Here is an 18910-nt window from a genome sequence, read left to right on the forward strand (position 1 = left end):
GGAATTGTGACGCTACGAGTTATAACAGGACGGGCAGGAACGGGAAAAACAACATTGATTCACCGTGAAATCGTCGATGATTTGAAAACAAATATATTCGGACAGCCAATTTTTATATTAGTTCCTGACCAAATGTCGTTTACAACGGAATATGAGCTGACAACGAATTATGACATTGAGGGAATGATGCGTGCACAGGTCATGACATTCAAACGGCTGGCCTGGTTTGTGCTGCAAAATGAAGGCGGTATTGCCCACGAACGTATTGACGGCACAGGGTACCGCATGCTGTTGCGACGTATTTTGGAAGAACACCAGGAAGAGTTCCTACTATTTAAACGGGCGGCAGGTAAACCCGGTTTTACGAAAGAAGTCGAACAGATTTTAAAGGAATTCAGTCAATATCATATCGATGTGGAAACAATCGACCCGCTGATCGAATCATTAAAATTAAACGGTGCAAGTGAAGTATTGCTCCATAAACTGCATGATCTGAACATTATTTTAAAGCAGCTGCATGAGCGCATCGGGACGGAATATATTGATGGCGATGGCTATTTCCCGCTGTTAATAGAACGTATTCCGAAAATGGAAAGCCTGCGCAATACCCACATCTATTTGGATGGGTTTGTTTCATTTAACGGACAGGAATTTGCCATTTTAAAAGAGCTTCTTATTTATGCAAAGCGTGTCACAATTGTTCTCCCGATGGAAGATCCGCAAATGGATTTACTGGAAGGCTCCGTATTTTACAGAGCTGCGGTAACATATGACAAAATTAAGAATGAACTGCAAAAGCTGCGATTCGAAAAAGGAATTGATATTGAAGAGGAGCCGCGTGTTCATTTAGAAGTAAACTACCGTGCGACAAATCGGGACTTGCTGCAAATTGAACATTGCTTCGACAAAATTACCGATACACCAGTCGAATCAACGGGACATACGAAAATATTGGAAGGTGTAAACCCGCGCGCGGAAGTGCAGGGTATTGCCCAGGAAATTAAACAGCTCGTTCTGGAAAAGGGGCTTCGTTATAAAGATATAGGGATAATGTACCGCCAGGCGGATGTATATGATGCGATTATCGGCACGACCTTTACCCAATACGAAATTCCGTTTTTCTCAAATGAGAAGCGGGCGATGCTTTACCATCCGCTTATCGAATTTAGTCGATCCGTACTGGAGATTATTACGACAAACTGGAAATATGAGCCGGTTTTCAGAAGCATCAAGACCGATCTGTTTTTCCCTTATGGTTCCAATTTAGTCGCAATGCGGGACAGAGCGGATATTTTGGAAAACTTCGTCATTGCAAAAGGAATTGTCCATGACCGCTGGATGAAAGATGAAGTATGGCATTATCGCCGTTTTAAATCACTGGAAAAAGTCAATGCGGTTCAGACAGAAGATGAGCTGGAGCATGAGCAGCTTTTGAAATCAGTACGTGACTTGATCCGGAAACCGGTACTGTCATTGCAGAACCGGCTGAAAGGTAAAAAAACAGGCCGTGAAATTGTAGTGGCGCTGTATGAATTTATGGAGCAGCTTGATATTTATAAGAAGCTGCTGAAAATGCAGGAGCAGGAAGAGCAGGCGGATTCACTCCATCAGTCATTGGAGCATGAACAGGCCTGGAATGGCTGGATTCATATTTTGGAGCAGTTTGATCTGATGTTCGGCGATAAAATTATGCCGTTGGAAGAAGTGGCGCAAATTTTGGATGAAGGTTTTGAAACACTTGAATTTGCAAGTGTGCCGCCGACATTGGATGAAGTGACCGTTTCGACTGTCGAGTTTGCCCGTTTTGACAATAAAAAGGCAATTTTCGTCATCGGTGTTAACGATGGGGTTTACCCAATGCGTATGGAAGCGGGAGGACTGCTGTCTGATGACGAACGTGAAACATTTGAGAAAATCGATGTGGAATTGGCCCCGGGTATAAAAAGCAGGCTTCTGCAGGAAAGTTTCCTGTTTTACCGTGCGATTTCTTCATCAACAAACTATTTATATATTACGTATGCAAATGCAGATGAGGAAAGTAAAAGCAAGCTTCCATCGCTTTATATTAACCGCCTGCACGGTATGTTCGAGATTACCGAAAACCGGGGCACTCCCGAGGAAAAAACAGTCCGTACACTGCCACATCGTCAAATTGCGATGGACCCGCTTGATGAACTTCAAAAAGACAATGTGCTCAATTATTTACAGCATCCGTCCCCGGCAATCGGCTTCCTGATGACCCAGATGAAGCAGGCGCAGCACGAGCAACGTCCGCTTACCGAAGAATGGGCGGCGTTAAAAGCATTTTATGAACGGGAACAGCAATGGAAAGATGTGCTGAATGTCGTAGAAAAACCTTTATACACAACAAATGAAGCGGAACCGCTGACGGAAGACATAGCGACTGCATTGTATGGGGAAGACTTTTTGGCAAGTGTGTCGCGTATTGAACGCTTTTACAGCTGTCCGTATTCACATTTTGTCTCCTATGGACTGAAACTGCAGGAGCGTACGGAATTCAAGCTGGAAACATTTGCAATGGGGGATCTGTTCCATGAGGCAATCCGGACAATTTTATCCGAGAAAGAGCCATCGATTCCGCTTACGACATATGTAGCATGCTATAAAAAGGCGGATGAAACCATTTCAAAATTGGCGGATTATTTCTCGTACAGTATTTTAAAAAGCAGTCACCGCTTTGAATATATTAAAACGAAACTTGTGAAAATCGTGGCCCGTACAATTTATGCGCTTATTAATCAAAGTGAGCTGTCGAAGTTCAAAGCGATTGCCCATGAAAAACCGTTTGGAAAACGCGACGATAAAAATACGGAACAGGATGACCGCAACCCGCTTGAAGCACTGAAAATAGATCTGGAACATAACCGGAAAATGTATGTGCGCGGGCAAATCGACCGGATCGATGCATATAAAGATGCAGAAAATCTGTATTTGCGTGTTATTGACTATAAATCAAGCGGACGCAAGCTTGATTTTACCGAAGTATATAACGGGATTTCTCTGCAGCTGTTGACGTATTTAGATGTGGCGATGAAAAACATCCCGATTATCGCACGCGAAGGGAAGTTTATTCAAGATTTATCGGAGCTGGAGAATATCATTGTCCAGGCGGCCGGGATGTTCTACCTGCATGTGCACAATCCGCTCATTCCGGCCGAGGATTATGAACAGTATGATCGTGTGGAAAATCTTCGTCAGGAGAAGTTCAAGTTAAGCGGCTATATGGTAAAAGATGTGGAAGTGGCACAACTGATGGACCAGTCACTCGAGCCGAGTAAAACATCCATTATCGTACCGGCAGCGTTTAAAAGCGGAGAGAATCCGGAATTTAACAGCCGTTCCTCAAAAGTAATCGAACAGGAACAGATGGAAAACCTGCAGGAATTTGTACACTATAAATTCCGTCAGGCGGGCAATGAGATTTACCGTGGTAATACGGAAATTAAGCCGTACAGCTTAGGCAATCAGAAGGCCTGCACGTATTGCAGTTTTAAATCGGTTTGCCAGTTCGACCAGTCGGAAACAGGCAACAGCTTCAACGAAATCAAGAAACAGCCGGAACAGGAAGTATTTGAAAACATTAAAAAGGTGGTATGTGCAGATGACAATTCCAGCGAAGCCGAGTGATGTTCAATGGACAGATGTTCAGTGGAAAGCCATCTACGCATCCGGTCATGACATATTAGTATCGGCAGCGGCCGGTTCAGGAAAAACAGCGGTATTGATCGAGCGACTCATCCAAAAGATTTTAGCGCCTGAAGACAAGCGCATTGATGTGGATGAGCTGCTCGTCGTAACGTTTACAAATGCCTCGGCTGCGGAAATGCGCAACCGTATGGCAGAAGCGCTTGAAAAGGAACTTGCCCAAAATCCGAGCAACCAATTTCTGCGCCGTCAGTTAAGCTTATTGAACAAGGCGCAAATCTCAACGCTGCATTCATTCTGTTTATCGATCTGCCGTGAATATGCATACACGATTGATCTGGACCCCGGTTTCCGTCTGGCGAGTACAGAGGAAGCTTCGTTATTGCAGGATGATGTGCTGATGGATGTGCTTGAAAAGGCCTACCGGGGCGATATGGAAACTTTGTTTACGAAAGAGGAACTGTACACATTAGTAGACAGCTTTGCCTCTGACCGCAGTGACCAGGCGATTGAACTGCTGCTGCAGGAAATGTACAAAGTATCGCGTGTACAGCCGAACCCGTATGAATGGCTGCGCGCATTGCCGGAGAAATACGATATTGATCCGGAAAGTCCGATCGATGAGCTGAGTATTGCGAAGGAAGTGCGCCCGTTTATTATCGGAAGCCTGAAAGAAATTGCCACGCGTCTTGAAAAGGGCTTGCAAATTGTGTCAGTTACACCTGCTTTAGAAAAAAATAAAGTATTGTTTGAAGCGGAATATACAGGAGTTAAGCATGTACTTGAAGCGATGGAGGCAGGCACATGGGAACAGGCATATGAGCTGATTCCCGCTGTTGAATTCGGACGTATCAAGCCGTTGACGAAAAAGGATACCGAGGAAGATAAGCAATATTATGCGGTAGCGAAAAATCATCGTGATACGGCAAAAGAAATGCTGACGGATTTGAAGGAAACATTTTTTGCACGTCATCCGAAGTTGTATGTACAGGAAATGGCGGCGACGAAGCCTATTTTGGAAACGCTCGTAAAACTGACGATTGAATACAGTGAAGCGTTTAAAAAGGCGAAGCAAGAGCGCGGCCTTCTTGATTTTTCGGATTTGGAGCATTATGCATTGGAGATTTTGACTGATGAAGAAAGCACGTCAACTCCGCCACAGCCTTCCGATGTGGCATTAAATTTTCAGAAGCGTTTCAAAGAAGTGCTTGTCGATGAGTATCAGGATGTCAATTTCTTGCAGGAAACAATTTTGCAGCTTGTGAAAAACGGCGGTGAGCAGGATGGGAATATGTTTATGGTCGGCGATGTGAAGCAAAGCATCTACGCGTTTCGTCTTGCAGAGCCACGTCTTTTCCTGGATAAATATAAACGATTTGAAGAGGATTCGTCCGGCACAGGAATGAAAATTGACTTGAATGCCAATTTCCGTAGTCGTTCGGAAGTGCTTGAAGGTACGAACTATGTGTTTGAGCAAATAATGGACGAAGAAGTCGGTGAAATTGCATACGATGATCAGGCAAAACTGAAATTCGGGGCGAGCTATGATGAGCAGCAAGTACCGATTGAACTAGTTTTACTGGAAGGCGATTCGAAAGCGCAAATCATTCCGGGAAGTGAAGATGGATCCGAGGAAGAAAGCATCAGCGCGGCACAGCAGGAAGCGCGTTACATTATTCAGCGCATCCGTGATTTAGTCGATCATGGTGGACAAGTGTACAATCCGAAAACGAAATCGATGCGTGCTGTCAGCTACCGCGATATTGTCGTATTGATGCGTTCTCGCACATGGTATACGACGTTTGCGGAGGAATTCAAATTGGCCGGCCTGCCGCTCTATGCTGAAACGGATGGCGGTTATTTTGAATCGCTTGAAGTAATGATTATGATCAACACATTAAAAGTTATCGACAATCCGTATCAGGATATTCCGCTCGCTTCTGTACTGCGTGCACCGTTTATCGGGTTAACGGAAAACGAACTGGCGAAAATCCGTTTAATTAACGGGAAAGTACCTTTTTATGAGGCATTAAAGCAGTATAAAGAAGAAGCAGCGGGTGACATGCCAATCGAAACAGAGGCTAAGCTTGATAAGTTCTTTACGATGCATCAGAAATGGCGCCAGTTCTCACGTCACGGGGCATTGGCCGATTTAGTATGGCAAGTGTATTTAGATACGAACTATTACGAAATGGTCGGAGCAATGGCGAACGGCAAGCAGCGTCAGGCGAACTTACGTGCCCTGCATGACCGTGCATTAAGCTATGAAAAATCATCATTCCGCGGATTGTTCCGATTCCTGCGTTTTATCGACCGGATGAGTTCACGCGGAGATGATTTGGGAATTGCGAAATCGACGAGTGAAGCGGACGATGTTGTCACATTACTCACAATCCATAAATCAAAAGGATTGGAATATCCGGTCGTATTTGTAGCGGGGATGAGCCGTACATTCAATACGAAGGACTTAGGCAGCCGCTATATTTTCGATCAGGATTTCGGTTTGGCGATAAAATCGGTCAATCCGGATTTAAATATCATTTCGACTTCTTTACCGCATTTATATGTGAAAGAGAAAAAGCTGGCGAAAATGAAGGCTGAGGAAATGCGCGTCTTATACGTAGCGATGACCCGTGCAAAAGAACGCCTTATTTTAGTCGGCTCGATTAAAGATTGGGAAAAACAGAAGGGCGAATGGGCATTTTATCAGGAACTGGAGGATACGGTGCTCCCTGCATACATCCGTTCCAAAGCGAACAGCTATTTAAGCTGGGTCGGTCCGGCTGTTGCACGTCATAATGATTTCCTGTTTGCCAATTACGGCTATTCGAATGAAGCGGCAACAACGAAAGAATGGACGGTCCGCATCATTCCAAACTATGATTACCTGCTTGCCAATGAAGCGGAAACAGAGGAGCATGAAGTGGTTGAACAGGAAGTCAATGAAGATCTGGTTCAGCTGCTGGCGAAACGCTTCACTACACCGTATCCATATGCAAATGCGGTGACGAAAAAATCAAAAACATCGGTATCTGAGCAAAAACGTCTCGAAAGTTTGCAGCGGATGGAAGAGGAGCAGCTTTATAATATGGAAGCGAAGCGCTACGTAAAAACCGATGTACCAAGCTTTATGCTGAAAGGAAAAAAAGAACGGAAGCTTTCTTCAACAGAAGTCGGTACAGCTGTCCATGCCGTTATGCAGCATATCCCGCAGCAAGGGTTTACATCGATTGAAGAGACGGAAAGTTATATCCAATCGCTTGTAGATCGCAAGCTGCTGCAGCAAATTGAAGCAGATGCCGTTTCAGCGGAAAAAGTATTTTCCTTCTTCCAAACAGAAGTCGGGGAGCGTTTTAAAAAAGCGAAGCAAGTACTAAGAGAAGAACCGTTTACACTTAGTTTGAAAGATCAGGAAGGGGATGCCCAAATTGTACAGGGTGTCATCGACTGCATTTTTGAAGATGAACAGGGTAACTGGGTGCTTCTAGATTATAAAACGGATTATATCGAACAGTATTTATTAGACGATTTTGAGAAAATTAAACAAAAAATGACAAAGTCGTACCAAATTCAATTAAACTATTATCAGCATGCTGTCCAGTCTATTAAGCGTATTGAAATAAATGACCGCATTTTGTATTTATACAGTATTGGACAAGAAGTGAAAATAGATTAGGGGGATGGACGGTGGATTTTCGCCCAGTAGGTACGAACGAGCGTGTTGCAACACTGGATATATTGCGCGGGGTAAGTCTACTCGGCATTTTATTGGTGAATATGTTCGGGTTTTATTTACCGATGCCGCATATAGCGGATTTGAGCAGCTGGTTCAATGAAGTGCAGGATATTGTACTCCAGCAGCTTTTGGATATTTATGTGCAAAGCAGCTTCTATCCGTTATTTTCTATGCTGTTCGGGTATGGATTAGCGATGCAGTATGTAAAAGCAAAAGGGACGGGCGCAGATTTTTACCGGTTTGCGCCGAAGCGTCTAATTTTACTATTTTGCATCGGGATGTTTCATGCGATTGTCATATGGTGGGGCGATATTTTGGCCACGTATGCATTTTGCGGGGTATTTTTAATCGCGCTAATTCGTATGAAAGCAAAATGGCTCCTGCTTGTGGCAATCATAGTGAATGCATTATATCACTGGTTTAATTTAAATTATTACGCAGCGGCAGGTTTTTTTAATGCGTCAACGGATAGTTTCTCTGTTGATATTGAAGCAATTCAAAGTGCCTTAACAGCATATGGTATCGGGAACTGGACGGATGCATTTATGCAGCGTCTTGATGATTTATCGATTCAGATGAGTGTGATGATGTGGATTTCGTCTTTATTTACGATATTACCTTATATGCTGTTTGGCGCTGCACTAGCGAAATGGCGTCTGATCGAACGGGCAAAAGAAAAGATCGTAGTTTGGATTATTTTGGCTGTAGCAGGTATTGGCGGCGGACTTTATATGAAGAGCTTGCCGATAGCCGGTGAACAGACATTCGGCAATGAATACTTGCAAGTTTATATCGGCGGACCGCTATTGGCGATCGGCTATATGGCGGTCATCACATTGCTGACACAATTGCCGTTCATAGTAAAACTGCTGTCGCCGATCGCAAAGGCCGGCCGTATGTCTTTAACGCTCTATCTGATGCAGTCTGTTATTTGTACGGTACTGTTCTACAATTGGGGCTTCGGTTTATACGGAAAAGTGGATGTGCAAATGGGGATTTATTTGGCGGTAGGAATTTTCATTATCCAAGTACTGTTTGCGGAACTCTATTTCTCGAAATATAAACAAGGACCGATCGAAGCGTTGCTGAAGAGATTTACTTACGGTAAATCTGCAGAATGTAAAGCAGGAACAAAGAATATGTGAATAAAATTTTATGCACCTAAAGCTTAGTTTTACGAATTAAGTCCCTTTTTGTCAGAAAAGTAAGGCAATTGTTTATGTTTTAATGTATGATGTAAAAAAACAGAAGGAGTGCTCCACGTTATGAAATTGTTATCATTTAAAGTAAACGAACAAGTAAAGTTTGGTCCAAAAGTGAAAAAAGAAGAGGCAGTTTGGGATGTAATTGAAATCCAAAACCAACTTAATGTACTAAAAGACTTTCCGAAAACAATTATTGACGGGATTGCACATGGCTACGAATTTGTTGAGCAGGTTCGTAAATTAGTAGAGGCAGCTCAAAATCATGAAGATGAGGCTCAGTTTAAACTGGCTTACTCCGAAATTGAATGGCTGTCGCCAGTTCCTCGTACACCGAAAAATATTTTATGTGTTGGTAAAAATTACAGTGATCATGCCCGTGAAATGGGTGCAGAAAAGGCTCCGGAACATATCGTTGTTTTCACGAAGTCGCCAACTGCAATTGCCTCGGATGAATCGACATTACCTGTACATGCAGATGTGACGGATTCCCTTGATTATGAAGGGGAATTGGCTGTTGTAATCGGCAAGCGCGGAAAAAATGTTCCAAAAGCAATGGCATTTGACTATGTGTTCGGTTATACAATTGCCAATGACTTGACAGCACGTGATGCACAGGAGAAGCATAAACAGTTCTTCTTAGGCAAAAGTTTGGAAGGCAGCTGTCCGATGGGGCCGTATTTAGTAACAAAAGATGAAATTCCTGATCCGCATGCATTATCAATTGTGACGAAAGTAAATGGGGAAGTACGTCAAAATGGTTCAACGAAGGATATGCTGTTCTCTGTTTCAGAAATTATTGAGACAGTTTCAAAATATGTAACGTTGGAGCCGGGCGATGTTATTTTAACAGGTACGCCGGCCGGAGTCGGAAAAGGTATGAACCCGCCGCAATATTTAAAAGCAGGCGATGAAGTGAAAATTGCGATCGAAGGAATCGGAACTTTAGCAAACCGATTTGCTTAATATTTTCATAGCTGTGGATTGCTAGTTTCTGAGATTAATAGGCAGTGGGTTTCCGGTGTGAGGGGAAATCTACTGCCTTTTTTGCAGAAAAGTATAGCTTTTTTATGACAACTCATTGAACTTGGAAGATTCAATTGAATTTATAGGGCTTCACATGGTAGGATATTGCCTGTAGAGAAAAAATAGAAGAGGTGGAAAATTCGTGGATTTCTTAACTAGTACGACACATATGCACATTACGACGTGGGTAATAGCATTAATATTATTCTTTATTGCTGCATTATCCGGTAAAAAGTTGAAAGCAGTACACATGATCTTGCGTTTAATGTATATTTTAGTAATCATTACAGGATTGTCTTTATTCCTTGAATGGCGCGATAAAATTTCTGAAAGCGGCATGAACTATGATATGAAAGTGTTATTCGGTATTTTAGTAATCGGCTTTATGGAAATGGTATTAGTACGCAAAAGCAAAGGCAAATCTGTCAATATGTTCTGGGTACTATTCGGTATCGTTCTATTAATCACATTATACTTAGGCTTAAGCATGGGTATCGGTGTAAACTTCTAATAAAGAGTGAGGCGTGTAAAAAGTGGAGGTGGCTTTTTACACGCTTTTTTATATGGAGAAGGGTGGATTCTACTTTTACGGGAATTCGTTCTACTTTTGTATTGTTTTGTTCTACATTAGGAGAGATTCGTTCTACTTTTGAGGAGAGACGTTCTACATTAGGTCGTGAGTGTTCTACTTTTCTGGCCCAACGTTCTACATGTCACCTGCAAAGTTCTAATATCCCAGCAGTTTCTACATTCGCCACTAATCGTTCTACTTTTGTGGGGTTTTGTTCCACATTAGATCCAGATTGTTCTACTTTCTCAATCGACCTTTCCACATTCCACCTGAAACCTTCTAATAAAACACACCGTGCCATCAATTCCAAATAATATCAAACACGCTATACACATTTCTGTCACGTATTTGTTGAATTTCCTATAAATAACTATTTAAGCTAGCTACGTTTATACCTTTTTTGGTAAAATGACGTTGGACTGTATTTGAAAGTGGGGGAAATGAATGGGATTTAATAAATGGTTTCGTACATTAGCTGCGGGTGTGCTGCTTTCGACTTCATTGTCAGTTGCTGCTGTTGCAAATGCGGAAGAGCGTACGATTGCAGATGAAAGTATATATGATGTTTTAGTGGACCGTTTCTTTAATGGTACCGGTAAAAATGATGATAAAACAGTAAATTCGCAAGACCCGACGATGTTTGCCGGCGGGGATTTCGATGGTTTGCTGAAGAAAATCGATTATGTAGCAAATATGGGCTATACGATGCTGTCGATTGGCTCTGTATTTGAGACTGAAAAATATGATGGGTCGATGCCAACAAGCTATACAATGTTTGACCACCGTTTTGGTACAGCTGACGAATTTAAAAAAATGGTCGAGGCTTATCAGAAACGCGAAATCAAAATGATGGTCGATTTCCCGATTTCCAATGTAAGTCCAAACCATGAACTTGCAGACAAACAAGGATTTGTGGCATCTGAAACTGATGGGAAATTACAGTGGGACTTAACGAATAAAGAAGTGCAGAATGAACTGATCAACAGTGCTGTACAATTTGTAAATACATATAAACTAGACGGGGTTCGTTTGACGAATATTGAAGAAGCGGATACTGCTTTTTTAAATCGCTTTATTGAGCAGCTTAAAGCAGCAGGAGCCTATGTGATTGCGAATGCAGAAAGCGATGCTGATTTTGACGCGAAATTCTACAATGATACTGCTGCCAACTTCACAAATGCATTCAAAAATGTTGATTTAAATACGACAGTACTGGAGCCTCATATCGAGGAAATGCTTTCAGGAACTCCGGTATTATCGATGACCGATACAATCTGGTCGGACCGCTTTACATTGGCGGCGACAGAGGAAGGTATGTATCCGCCGACACGCAGTAAAATTTCCATTGCGAGCACGCTCCTGCTTCCGGGTGTGCCGATTGTACAATATGGATCCGAAATTGCGATGAATGGGGAAGCGGGTGTTGAAGCGCACCAGTACTACAATTTTAAAACGGACTCGGAACTGGCCGATTATGTCGGGAAGCTCCAGTCATTACGAAATGATTCCGATACATTGCGTAACGGAGAATTTAAATGGCTTGAAAATGATGATGGCTATGTTGTATTCGAGCGCAAGTCCGATGAGGAAACATGGATTGTTGTCATTAATAATAGTAGTAAAACAAAACGTGTGCATATTCCGGTCGCTGAACTAGGTGAGGGAAAAGAAGTTCGCGGAATGTTCAACAGTGAAATCATCCGTGAAAATAAGGACGGTAACTATGCGATTATTTTAGACCGTGAAATGGTGGAAGTGTACCAAGTAATTGAAGCCCGAGGCATTAACACTTCTTATATTGTGGCACTTGGATTGGTTGTTGTGTTATATACAGCATTTATGATTGCTATTATGAAGCGCGGAAAAAAACGCCGTGCGGAGAATGAAGCAAATTAAATATAAACAGCCTGGAGAAGCAGACAACATGCATTTCCAGGCTGTTTTATATTATATTACAGTTTTAATCGGTCCTGGAGAAATTTCCCGATACCGTCTTCATTGTTCGATAATGTAATTTCATTGGCGATCGATTTCAAATCATCGATACCGTTACTCATCGCAACACCAACGCCTGCGTATTCAATCATTTCCAAGTCGTTGTCCTCATCGCCAAATGCAATGATACGCTCACGCGGAATGCCCATTTCTTTTGCGATATAATCGATACCTACTGCTTTACTCAGCCCTTTATGGACAATTTCGATAATTGGGAAAGGTGCTCCCCAACGGCGATGCTCGATTAGTTCTGCATGTACATCCTGTAAATGTTTGCGGATGATCGGGGTATTGACATCATCTGCTTGAATGAGCAAACTTGTCGGATCTTCTTTTAATGTATTTTTCAGATCGCCTGTTAAAATATTCGGATTGCCCATATGCAGCAGCTGAAGTACACCTTCATCTTCACGATGGAGATACACGTCATCCATGACTTCGGCGATTAAGTTATCGTATTCATATTTATGAACGGATTCTACAACATCATGTACTACACTTAAATTGACTGTTGTATGAATTGTTTTCCACATCGGATTTTTAGGGTGGTGGATGAGGGCTCCGTTGAAATTGACAATCGGAGTTGTTAAACTCAGCTCCTGATAATAAAGCTGACTCGCACGGTACGGACGTCCTGTTGCGATCATCACCTGATGACCTGCTTCTTTTGCCTTCAACAAAGTTTCCTTTGTCAGCGCAGAAATCTTTTTCTCGTCCGTCAATAACGTGCCGTCTAAATCTAATACAATTAAATGTTCGTTCATAAGAGTAAGCCTCCTTTAGCCTGGGTATAATTGTAACGTGCAAAAATAGCATTCGTCAAAGTTTTGAAACATCGACCAATTTTTGCTAATGTAAACAAAGAGGTGAGAAATTTGATAGTTGATAAAGAACAATGGAAGTCCATTCCATTACTGCATGTATATGATGAGACGATGGATGAACAAACACCGGTCGTTATTTTTCTCCATGGTTTTTTAAGCGCAAAGGAACATAATTTACATTACGCATATCAGTTTGTGCAACAAGGTGTACGCGTTATACTACCGGATGCATTAATGCATGGTGAGCGCTCGAATCAATTGACGGAAGATCAGATGAATTTTAACTTCTGGAAAATTGTATTGAAGTCGGTGGAAGAAGTACATACTATTTATGAAGAATTGAAACTGAAAAACTTGGCAGGGAACAAAGTCGGAATTGCCGGAACTTCAATGGGCGGTATTGTCACATCAGGCTGTTTAGCGATTTATCCATGGATTGAAACGGCAGGAATTTGCATGGGAACGACAAGCTATACGAAACTGGCTCTCCATCAAGTAGAGGATTTAAAGCAAAAAGGCGTGACATTTCCATTATCAGAAGAACAGCAAACAGGCTTGCTTCAAATGCTGCAAAAATTCGATATGGAACAGCATGAGGATTTATGGGCAAACAAACCGATTATTTTCTGGCATGGTGAGCGCGATACGGTCGTTCCTTATCATATGAGCCGAGATTATGTTGAACAACTGGAAAAAGAAAAAAAAGCAGAGCATATTACGTATTTGGCAGAACAAAAAGCAGGGCACGCGGTATCAAGAAACGGGATTTTACAAGTCACGCAATTTATGGCGCATTGTTTGGCATAAAGCATACGTTCTGCTATGATTAACAATAACACCATGGCGAAAGGGGAAATTTAAAATGGCAATTGATCACGATATGAAAGAAAGTATGTTAGGTGCATTGGAAAACGTAATCGACCCTGAGTTAGGCATTGATATCGTCAACTTAGGCTTAGTATATGAAGTGGATTTAACAGACGAGGGCTTAGCAATCGTTACGATGACATTAACATCAATGGGCTGTCCGCTTGCACCGGTTATCGTTGACCAAGTAACAACGGCACTTAGCGAATTACCGGAAGTAAAAGAAGTAAAAGTTGATATCGTATGGCAACCTGCATGGTCTAAAGACAATATGTCCCGCTATGCAAAAATGGCATTAGGTATCCGTTAATAAATTGAATAAATGAATTGGATTTCGGTCATTTTGCATATAGGCAAAATGATCGTTTTTTAATGAACTTTTTGCGATGGAAACAGGGCGTAATTATTTGTTGTTTGACCAACTTTGACTTATAATAAAATTAATCAAAAAAGGTCAAACTATATGAAAGGGTGTACTATATGCAATTTAACCAAACACAAGATAATCGTCCGCCATTAGAACAATTTGGACGTAATTTAATTGAACAAGTAAAAAACGGTAAGATGGATCCTGTTATTGGACGAGATGAGGAAATTCGGAACGTCATTCGTATTCTGTCACGTAAAACTAAAAATAATCCTGTCCTTATCGGTGAGCCAGGTGTTGGTAAAACAGCGATTGTTGAAGGGCTGGCACAGCGTATCGTAAGACAGGATGTTCCTGAAGGATTAAAAGATGCGGAACTTTATGAACTGGATATGAGCGCGCTGATTGCCGGTGCATCGTATCGCGGGCAGTTTGAAGAGCGGCTGAAATCTGTGTTAAAGCAAGTGAAAGAATCCGATGGGCGTATCATTCTATTCATTGATGAGATTCATACAATTGTCGGTGCCGGGAAAACGGATGGAGCAATGGATGCAGGAAATATGCTGAAACCAATGCTTGCACGTGGTGAACTGCATTGTATCGGTGCAACAACATTGGATGAATACCGGATGTATATCGAGAAGGACCCTGCATTGGAACGCCGCTTCCAGCAGGTAATGGTGCGAGAACCTTCTATTGAAGATACGGTGTCCATTTTACGCGGCATAAAAGACCGTTTTGAAGAACATCACCGCGGAGTTCGCATTCATGACCGCGCGATTATTGCTGCGGCCCAGCTGGCGAACCGTTATATTACAGACCGCTTTTTACCGGATAAAGCGATTGATCTTGTCGATGAGGCATGTGCGATGATCCGTATAGAGATCGATTCAATGCCACAGGAACTGGATCAGTTAACGCGCCGGCTTACACAGCTTAAAATTGAGCAGCAGGCACTGAAAAAAGAAAAAGATGATGCGAGCAAAAAACGTCTTGAAATGATTACAGATGAAATTGATGGATTGGAAGTTTCAATCAAGTCAATGAAGGAACAGTGGGAACTTGAGAAAAATGGCCTGCAAATTGTGCGTGACAAAAAAGATGAGCTGAAAAAAATGGAAGCCGAGCGCGATGAGTTATTTATTTCAGGCAGTAATTTAGCACGGGCAAGTGAGCTGCAGTACAGTAAGATACCTCAGCTTGAAAAGGAAATCGCCGAACTGGAACAGCAGTTGAAACAGTCGGAAGGTAACCGGATGCTGCGTGAAGAAGTGACAGAAGAAGAAATCGCTAAAATTATTTCCCGCTGGACAGGCATTCCGGTAACAAAGCTTGTAGAAGGTGAACGCGAAAAACTGCTCCGTTTAAAAGATACACTGCATGAACGGGTAGTCGGCCAGGACGATGCGGTAACTTATGTAACGGAAGCAGTCTGGCGTGCACGTTCCGGTATTAAAGATCCGAATAAACCAATCGGAAGCTTCCTGTTCCTCGGTCCAACCGGTGTCGGAAAAACGGAATTGGCAAAAGCATTGGCGGCCCAGCTATTCGATTCGGAAGATCATTTCATCCGCATCGATATGAGTGAATATATGGAGAAACATTCAGTATCGCGGCTTGTCGGAGCTCCTCCAGGCTATATTGGCTATGAAGAGGGCGGTCAGCTGACAGAAGCGGTTCGCCGTAATCCATATTCCGTTGTGTTGCTGGATGAAATTGAAAAAGCACATCCGGATGTCGCGAATATTCTACTGCAAGTACTTGATGATGGCCGCATTACCGATAGCCAGGGACGGATTGTCAACTTTACGAATACCGTCATCATCCTGACATCGAATATCGGCTCACAGTTTTTACTTGAAGCAACAGAAGAAGCGGAACAGCTTGTCCAAACAGCATTGCGTCAGCACTTTAAGCCGGAGCTGTTAAACCGGATGGATGATATTATTATGTTCCATGCATTATCGAATGAACACTTCCATAAGATTGCATGGAAATATGTAAAGCAGCTTCAGGATCGGGTTGCCGAACAGGAAATTACGCTGTCTGTTGATGGAGATGTTGTGGACTGGGTTGTGAAACACGGAATTGACCCGCAGTTTGGTGCACGTCCGCTTAAACGTTTCGTCCAAAGACACTTGGAGACGATTGTTGCCCGTGAACTGTTAAAAGGGGAAGTCGCAGCAGGCGGAAGCTTATCGATTGTATTGGAAAATGAAGAGTTAGTAATTAAATCAAATTAAGTTTGAAGACAGCTTGTACGTGAATGCGTACAGGCTTTTTTAGTGTGCCGGGCATGTCTGCCAACTAGGTGATGAAAGTTCACTGTGGACGTTGGGATATGCGAACCATTAGCCGAAGACAAGGGTGTCCGTGGCGACGCGGAATCTGAAGGAAGTCCTAGGCAAAATCTTGGTCTGAGGAATACGAATCGTATGAGGTTGATTCATCTGGATAAGGTTGCTAAACAAACTGAAGTCCCAAATATCCTCGGAAGATGAGTCAATAAATGCGGCAGATAGATGAGAGGAAAGTGGGCAGGCTTACCCCGGGAGATCTGATGAATAACCCCAGAGGAACCTGTGCAGTGATGTACAGCTGAATCATCAGAAGTCAGCAGAAGCCATAGTACCAGCAATGGGAAGGGCTGAACGAAAGGAGTGAACGTGAAGGAGAATATTACATGGAGATGAAGATACAGAACCGAAAGGGCTACCCTAAAAGTAAGGTACGGAATACCTCATGTTTAGGTTTAGCGTGGAATCTATCATGTGCATTTCTCTATACACGCGAACATATGGAAGGATTAATCAACGTAATAATAAGCAGAGATAATTTGAACGAAGCTTTTGAGAAAGTGCGTAAAAATAAAGGTGCAGCCGGTGTCGATGCGAAAGATATAGAGGCAACCCGCCAATACTTAAAAGAGAATAATACTCAGATTATCGAAATGATTAAAACAGGTAAATATAAACCGCAACCGGTTAAAAGAGTTGAAATTCCCAAACCAGATGGAGGGAAACGACTATTAGGAATTCCCACGGTTACAGACCGTGTTATTCAACAAGCGGTTGTACAAGTGTTAACCCCAATACTAGACCCAATGTTTAGTAACTATAGTTATGGGTTTCGCCCGAATAAAAGTGCTCATCAAGCAATTGAACAAGCAAGAAGTTATATTGAGGAAGGTCATAAGTTTGTCGTAGACATCGACTTAGAGAAATTCTTTGATAGAGTTCAGCATGACAAGCTGATGTCACTCATGGCGAAATATATTTTATGTAAACCGACATTAAAGCTAATAAGAAGTTTCTTAAACGCTGGTACCATGATAGACGGAACTTTTATTCACTCAAAAGAAGGTACGCCACAAGGTGGACCGTTAAGTCCATTACTGAGTAATGTAATCCTTCATGAACTTGATAAAGAACTAGAGAAACGCAATCATAAATTCGTTCGTTACGCAGATGACTGCAACATTTATGTCAAAAGTGAAAGAGCAGGAGAACGAGTTAAAGAAGGCGTCACGACATTTATCGAAAAGAAACTTAAATTAAAAGTGAATGAAGAGAAATCAGCAGTGGGAAAGCCGATAGCACGTGTATTTTTAGGTGTGAGCTTCTATAACGCCAGAGGTGTAATCAGAGTATACGTGCCAAAGAAATCAAAGAAGCGTTTCGAAGAAAAGCTAAAATATATTACAAATCGTAATTACTCAATTGATATGGAATCGCGCATTCAGAAAATCAATTATCTCATTCAAGGATGGGGCAACTATTTTAAAATTGCCGACATAAAATCCTACGCAAAGGAAATAGATAGCCATATTCGAAGAAGATTAAGGGCATGTCGATGGAAAGAATGGAAAAGAACCATAACAAAATATAGAAACCTCAAAAGACTAGGTATCAACCATAACGATGCCTATAGAATGGCCAATACTCGTAAAGGGTACTGGCGCTCCTCAAATAATCCAATCATCGACCGAGCATTAAACAATAAATATTGGTTAAAACTCAAGTTGAAAAACCTCGCTACAATCATTAATCCTACATAAAACTTTTGAACCGCCGTATACGGAACCGTACGTACGGTGGTGTGAGAGGTCGGTTAGCCAATTAATGGCTAACCTCCTACTCGATTTTGGGGTGGCAATGTTCTAATAAAGCTGTATGAAGTTCTAATATAAATGAGAAAGTTCTAATAAAAGCCCGAAGTTCTAATATAAATGTCCTTTGTGCTAATAAGAGGTGCAAATGTTCAAATAAACGGATCGATTTGTCTAATAAGATGTGCAAAACTTCTAATATAAGTTAAAAGTCTTCTAATAAAATCAGTACCCTCAAAAATTTGCGTAAATAACAAGGGGCTGTCCAGTAGTTTTACCGGACAGCCCCTTGTTATCTATTAATGATGCTCTGCTTCTGCTTCTGGAGTTGATTCGTTTGGAATGATTGCAGCGATAATAATAACTAATACGCTGAATACTAATGATACGATTACGCCATTCATGAAGTTAAAATCTACACTTAATACAGAACTTACTACATAGTTTAGCATTGAAACTAATAAGAATGACCAAAAGAACGTAATGATATATTGCATCAAATTCACCTCATTGAACTTATTTATAACGTTATTGTGAAATTACATCTT

12 protein-coding genes are annotated in these 18910 nt (G+C 42.0%); 10 read left to right on the top strand and 2 right to left on the bottom strand.

The window, feature by feature from the left end:
* Positions 1-6 precede the first annotated feature (6 nt).
* The 6 genes from addB (at position 7) to MKX73_RS10790 (ending at position 12097) form a co-directional block, all read left to right on the top strand.
* Positions 7-3648, top strand: a complete 3642-nt coding sequence (gene addB / locus MKX73_RS10765) for a helicase-exonuclease AddAB subunit AddB (protein WP_340717427.1) — start codon at positions 7-9, stop codon at positions 3646-3648.
* Positions 3623-7342: a helicase-exonuclease AddAB subunit AddA gene (gene addA / locus MKX73_RS10770; RefSeq protein WP_340717428.1), complete on the top strand. Its 3720-nt coding sequence runs from the start codon at positions 3623-3625 to the stop codon at positions 7340-7342. The genes addB and addA overlap by 26 nt, the downstream gene beginning before the upstream one ends.
* 11 nt (positions 7343-7353) lie before the next feature.
* A complete protein-coding gene (locus MKX73_RS10775; RefSeq protein WP_340717429.1) occupies positions 7354-8547 on the top strand; it encodes a DUF418 domain-containing protein in 1194 nt (397 codons plus the stop codon).
* A 120-nt stretch (positions 8548-8667) separates the two neighbouring features.
* On the top strand, positions 8668-9570 hold the full coding sequence (locus MKX73_RS10780; protein ID WP_340717430.1) for a fumarylacetoacetate hydrolase family protein: 903 nt from the start codon (positions 8668-8670) through the stop codon (positions 9568-9570).
* A gap of 202 nt (positions 9571-9772) precedes the next feature.
* Complete coding sequence (locus MKX73_RS10785) at positions 9773-10141, top strand: YisL family protein (RefSeq protein WP_340717431.1); 369 nt, start codon at positions 9773-9775, stop codon at positions 10139-10141.
* Between the two features lie 504 nt (positions 10142-10645).
* Complete coding sequence (locus MKX73_RS10790; protein ID WP_340717432.1) at positions 10646-12097, top strand: alpha-amylase family glycosyl hydrolase; 1452 nt, start codon at positions 10646-10648, stop codon at positions 12095-12097.
* A gap of 56 nt (positions 12098-12153) precedes the next feature.
* Here MKX73_RS10790 and MKX73_RS10795 read toward each other — a convergent pair whose 3' ends face one another.
* Positions 12154-12960 carry a Cof-type HAD-IIB family hydrolase gene (locus MKX73_RS10795; protein WP_340717433.1) on the bottom strand — a complete coding sequence of 269 codons (807 nt, stop codon included), beginning with the start codon at positions 12958-12960 and terminating at the stop codon, positions 12154-12156.
* 102 nt (positions 12961-13062) lie between these two features.
* Here MKX73_RS10795 and MKX73_RS10800 point away from each other — a divergent pair, with 102 nt between their 5' ends.
* The 4 genes from MKX73_RS10800 to ltrA all read left to right on the top strand — a co-directional run bounded on the left by MKX73_RS10800 (position 13063) and on the right by ltrA (position 18311).
* Positions 13063-13827: a prolyl oligopeptidase family serine peptidase gene (locus MKX73_RS10800; protein ID WP_340717434.1), complete on the top strand. Its 765-nt coding sequence runs from the start codon at positions 13063-13065 to the stop codon at positions 13825-13827.
* Between the two features lie 61 nt (positions 13828-13888).
* Positions 13889-14197, top strand: a complete 309-nt coding sequence (locus tag MKX73_RS10805) for a metal-sulfur cluster assembly factor (RefSeq protein ID WP_039966323.1) — start codon at positions 13889-13891, stop codon at positions 14195-14197.
* A 170-nt stretch (positions 14198-14367) separates the two neighbouring features.
* Positions 14368-16497, top strand: a complete 2130-nt coding sequence (locus tag MKX73_RS10810; protein WP_340717435.1) for an ATP-dependent Clp protease ATP-binding subunit — start codon at positions 14368-14370, stop codon at positions 16495-16497.
* A 554-nt stretch (positions 16498-17051) separates the two neighbouring features.
* The gene (gene ltrA, locus MKX73_RS10815; RefSeq protein ID WP_340718855.1) at positions 17052-18311 is read left to right on the top strand and encodes a group II intron reverse transcriptase/maturase; all 1260 of its coding nucleotides are present in this window, start codon (positions 17052-17054) and stop codon (positions 18309-18311) included.
* Positions 18312-18661: 350 nt separating this feature from the next.
* Here ltrA and MKX73_RS10820 read toward each other — a convergent pair whose 3' ends face one another.
* Positions 18662-18859, bottom strand: a complete 198-nt coding sequence (locus MKX73_RS10820; protein WP_008403579.1) for a YjzD family protein — start codon at positions 18857-18859, stop codon at positions 18662-18664.
* Between the last annotated feature and the right edge of the window lie 51 nt (positions 18860-18910).

The organism is Solibacillus sp. FSL W7-1436 (assembly GCF_038007305.1).
Classification (GTDB): Bacteria; Bacillota; Bacilli; order Bacillales_A; family Planococcaceae; genus Solibacillus.

What these genes read in the sequence shown, in the direction of transcription:
- addA (WP_340717428.1), top strand. Translation starts at nt 3,623, where the DNA reads ATGACAATTCCAGCGAAGCCGAGTGATGTTCAATGGACAGATGTTCAG.
- MKX73_RS10780 (WP_340717430.1), top strand. Translation starts at nt 8,668, where the DNA reads ATGAAATTGTTATCATTTAAAGTAAACGAACAAGTAAAGTTTGGTCCA.
- MKX73_RS10790 (WP_340717432.1), top strand. Translation starts at nt 10,646, where the DNA reads ATGGGATTTAATAAATGGTTTCGTACATTAGCTGCGGGTGTGCTGCTT.
- MKX73_RS10795 (WP_340717433.1), bottom strand. Translation starts at nt 12,960, where the DNA reads ATGAACGAACATTTAATTGTATTAGATTTAGACGGCACGTTATTGACG.
- MKX73_RS10810 (WP_340717435.1), top strand. Translation starts at nt 14,368, where the DNA reads ATGCAATTTAACCAAACACAAGATAATCGTCCGCCATTAGAACAATTT.
- ltrA (WP_340718855.1), top strand. Translation starts at nt 17,052, where the DNA reads ATGGAAGGATTAATCAACGTAATAATAAGCAGAGATAATTTGAACGAA.
- MKX73_RS10820 (WP_008403579.1), bottom strand. Translation starts at nt 18,859, where the DNA reads ATGCAATATATCATTACGTTCTTTTGGTCATTCTTATTAGTTTCAATG.